The following is a 3,027-nucleotide window of genomic DNA, read 5'->3' as shown; positions in this document are numbered from 1 at the left end:
ATTCACATAACAAGCAATTCAAGTGGATTCTCAACGCGTGGCAGTTTTACTATGCGTCAGGTAAAGTGTTTTACGGTGCAATGCAGTGGCTTGGTTAGTGCGTTGTTCACCACTTAATTGGGCGTTAGGTTTACGAAGAGAAAAGCGTAATTTTTGGGGAAAAGATTTGGGGGTTTCTTAAGCAATTCGTTTGCGGATGTCAGCAAATCGGCTTGGTTTGCCCAAATCATCACGTTTCTTTAACTCTTTCCCATGCCAAAATTCGTGGGTTGCTTCATTGAAAACCGCAGCGGTTGGTTGAAATTTTCTCTGGCGCAAAGGCGCTTTGGTTTTCTCAATCGAATGAATGAGTTGCTTGTTTTAAGTTGATCGCATTTGGCTGCCAAATTGAGTAAAAGATTTGGGTTTCGTTCATCACAATGCGGTAATCTAGCGATTCTTTGCCAAGTTAATAAATACGAAATAGTAATACCTAACAAAAAATTCAAGCCTGACTACCAACGCGCGGCTGAATCGGTTCCAAAATGGTTTTGTGATTATGGTGCATTGCTTAAAGTGGCATTGTGCGTTGGTAGCAGCTTAATTTGGCGTTAGGCAAAGTGAGTTTTTATCAGCTAAATCGGGTTTGAATTGAACGGCGAATTCCATGTTCTCATGGCTGGACTTAAGCAATAAATCGTCATCACATATTTGTTGTTTCTTGATCGTGTTGGGTTGCTTTTCGTTGTGAATTTAGCGGCAAAATAACCTTCAGCATCCAAACGTCCGCCGAGCATGCTACGCTCGTCACTTTTCTTCCAAACCGTTAAATTTGAGTTTTTTGGTTTCTTTGCTGATTTGAAATTTTGGTTTATAAATGAATCGGTTAGTTGGTTTTCAGTTTTCAAACAAGCCTTGTTCTTGAGTTTTTAAAGTATCGTTGTCAATCTATTGGCCTAACAAACGGCTCAAGAGGGATTGCCAACGCTTGGCGACTTTAGTGCAAAATTGAAGTTCAGTGTTTACAGTGTTTTTTTTAAGTTCAGCGGTGCGTTGTCAACCCCTTAGCCGGGCGTTATGTGTTTGATGAGTTTTTAAGGTCAAAGCTACGATTTCATTGATAATTCGTTCCGTGTTTTCGGCAAGTTGGCTTTGTCGAAATGGATTCTTGAAAGAGCTTTAATTGGTCACGTCCAAGGTTCTTGGATGGCCTCAATTAAGTTTTGGCTCTGGTTTGTGTTGAGTTTCGCCAGTTCAAATCGCTTTAATTGAAATGTCTTTTTGACTGATTCTCTTGCTGAAGCTCAGCTTTGAAAGTCTGGTGAAGCAAAAGGTTTGGTTGTGGCTGAAAGGGCGCTTTCTTTGTTGTTGATTCTGTAAGTGACTCTCTTTGGCTAAGATCGCTGTGAAATTTAGGTTTTGGTAAGCATCGTTTTTGCACGTAAGTTATTCAAATCTCTTCCTTTCTACGGTGGTTTACTTTGAATTCACGGTAAAATTCACATAACAAGCAATTCAAGTGGATTCTCAACGCGTGGCAGTTTTACTATGCGTCAGGTAAAGTGTTTTACGGTGTCATGCAGCGGCTTGGCCAGTGCGTTGTTCACCACTTAATTGGGCGTTAGGCTTTATGGTGATAAATGAATACAGTTAGAAAAGGTGATGAATTAGAAGCGGCTATTTTCGAGTTCTTCTCTACACAAATCGATCACGGACAATTCTGGGCTCACAAAGACTATTGTAAAATTTTTACTCAAAAGGGCTATTACTCAAGAGATAGAGAGAAAGACATTATTTTTGATGTGTCGATTGAGATTTATCTTCCAGGACAAGAAACCTATTCAGTATTAGTATTAATAGAGTGTAAAAATTACAATCATCGTGTACCTGTTGACGATATTGAAGAGTTTTATGCGAAAGTACAGCAGGTTTCTGGGGCAAATATTAAAGGAATAGTGGCTTCAACAAACGCTTTTCAAGATGGTGCTTTAAGGTTTTCCAAATCAAAAGGTATAGGTCTTCTGCGTTATTTTGAGGCTAACAATAGTGAATGGGTATTGACTCGTTCCCCATCTTCAATAGGTCGTACTGTTCAAGCTACGGAAAGGGCATCGATAAATCTTGCGCTTCAACAGGAAGATTTTGTCGGTAAAGGTTTTGATTGTTATTGTTTCTTTGGTTCTTCCTTTACTAATTCAACTTTTGAATTTTTCGAACAGGTTATTACTTCCGAGCTTTCAGAGGAACTTGTTGAGTCTGTTTGCTATATTCGTACAGCAAAACCTGAGCCGCAAACATTAGTTCGTTATTTGGATAGCTCGTATATAGAATCCAAAAGTGAACTACTCTTGGATTCTATTGGTTACTTTGGTGGCTACGTGCAAGACGACAAACTTTCCAAGTTTGTAAGTGAAAACTATGGTCTTTCTTTAGTGTTAAACGCTCAGTTGCAAGAGGGAGTTCTTGGCTCTATCGACTTTAGTAAAAATGAAATCAAGATAGACACAACGCAGTGTGAGACCAAAGAGCGAGCACGTTTTACACTTGCTCATGAACTCGGGCATTACATTTTGGGCCATGCAGACTATATATTGCGTGAGAGTTGCTATGACTCTCACCTAGATGAAGCAAGGAATGATGTATCCATAAGGGATATTATGCGTTTAGAGTGGCAAGCAAATCAGTTTGCATCGTCATTGTTACTTCCAAAGAAACAATTTGTAATGGCTTTTCTTGAGCAAGCTCGAACAAGAGGCATACATAATAGAGGATTCGGTGCTTTGTTCGTAGATGACCAGTGCTGCAACAAAGAGCTATTAAACTTAGTTACGTTATCACTCATGAAGCAGTTTAACGTATCTAAAACCGTGATCATTATTCGTCTTAAACAACTTGGAATCATGCGTGAACCGGTAGGGCAAGCTTAGTATCAAGTTTGAAGTGCGACACTTTCTACAGATGCGCATGAATATACTCCGTTGGTGTCCTATACCCAAGTCTTTTGCGTGGGCGCGTATTTAATTTGTGTGCAATTTCATTGCAGAGCTT

The 3,027-nt window shown here is 39.6% G+C and carries 2 protein-coding genes; one reads left to right on the top strand and one right to left on the bottom strand.

The window, feature by feature from the left end:
* Positions 1–614 precede the first annotated feature (614 nt).
* Entirely contained in the window at positions 615–776 is a 162-nt protein-coding gene (locus EXZ60_RS18645; protein ID WP_013868548.1) for a hypothetical protein, read from the bottom strand.
* 843 nt (positions 777–1,619) lie between these two features.
* On the opposite strand from EXZ60_RS18645, the gene EXZ60_RS18640 reads away from it, so the two are divergent.
* The gene (locus EXZ60_RS18640; RefSeq protein ID WP_169592523.1) at positions 1,620–2,906 is read left to right on the top strand and encodes an ImmA/IrrE family metallo-endopeptidase; all 1,287 of its coding nucleotides are present in this window, start codon (positions 1,620–1,622) and stop codon (positions 2,904–2,906) included.
* Positions 2,907–3,027 lie beyond the last annotated feature (121 nt).

It is taken from the genome of Vibrio sp. 1151_11, from assembly GCF_029478525.1.
Lineage (GTDB): Bacteria > Pseudomonadota > Gammaproteobacteria > Enterobacterales > Vibrionaceae > Vibrio > Vibrio anguillarum.
The sequence above is the reverse complement of the archived record's forward strand: the minus strand, read 5'-3'. Positions and strand labels throughout refer to the sequence as shown.

What these genes read in the sequence shown, in the direction of transcription:
- EXZ60_RS18645 (WP_013868548.1), bottom strand. Translation starts at nt 776, where the DNA reads ATGCTCGGCGGACGTTTGGATGCTGAAGGTTATTTTGCCGCTAAATTC.
- EXZ60_RS18640 (WP_169592523.1), top strand. Translation starts at nt 1,620, where the DNA reads ATGAATACAGTTAGAAAAGGTGATGAATTAGAAGCGGCTATTTTCGAG.